The following is a 599-nucleotide window of genomic DNA, read 5'->3' on the forward strand; positions in this document are numbered from 1 at the left end:
AGAGTCAATCAACGAGTCAGCGACTATCACAATCAGCAAGTACAAGTGCTTCATTGAGTACATCAAGATCGCAAAGTTTGTCTAGTTCGATAAGTCAATCTTTATCGACAAGTGCAAGTAGATCTGCTAGCGCCTCAGCTCGAATAAGCTTGTCTCAGAGTCAATCAAAGAGTCAGCAAATGTCTGAGTCAGCAAGTGCGTCAGCTTCAGCAAGTGCGTCAGCTTCAGCAAGTACTTCAGAGTCAGCAAGTGCGTCTGAGTCAGCAAGTGCCTCGGCTTCAGCAAGTGCTTCAGAGTCAGCAAGTACATCAGAATCAGCAAGTACTTCAGAATCAGCTTCAGCAAGTGCGTCAGCGTCAGCAAGTGCGTCAGCCTCAACAAGTACATCAGAATCAGCAAGTGCGTCTGAGTCAACAAGTGCCTCGGCTTCAGCAAGCGCCTCAGCGTCAGCAAGTACTTCAGCCTCAGCAAGTGCGTCAGCCTCAGCAAGTGCGTCAGCCTCTGTAAGTGCATCTGAGTCAGCAAGTGCGTCAGCCTCAGCAAGAGCATCAGACTCAGCAAGTGCTTCAGACTCTGCAAGTGCATGAGAGTCAGCTAGT

The 599-nt window shown here is 49.2% G+C and carries 1 protein-coding gene; it reads right to left on the bottom strand.

The features are described 5' to 3' along the window. Positions 1–172: 172 nt before the first annotated feature. Positions 173–599 (bottom strand): hypothetical protein (locus H7T99_RS10645; RefSeq protein WP_260315613.1); only part of this gene is annotated, 427 nt, incomplete at its 5' end.

It is taken from the genome of Streptococcus sp. 17.1, assembly GCF_016648655.1.
Taxonomy (GTDB): Bacteria; Bacillota; Bacilli; order Lactobacillales; family Streptococcaceae; genus Streptococcus; species Streptococcus salivarius_E.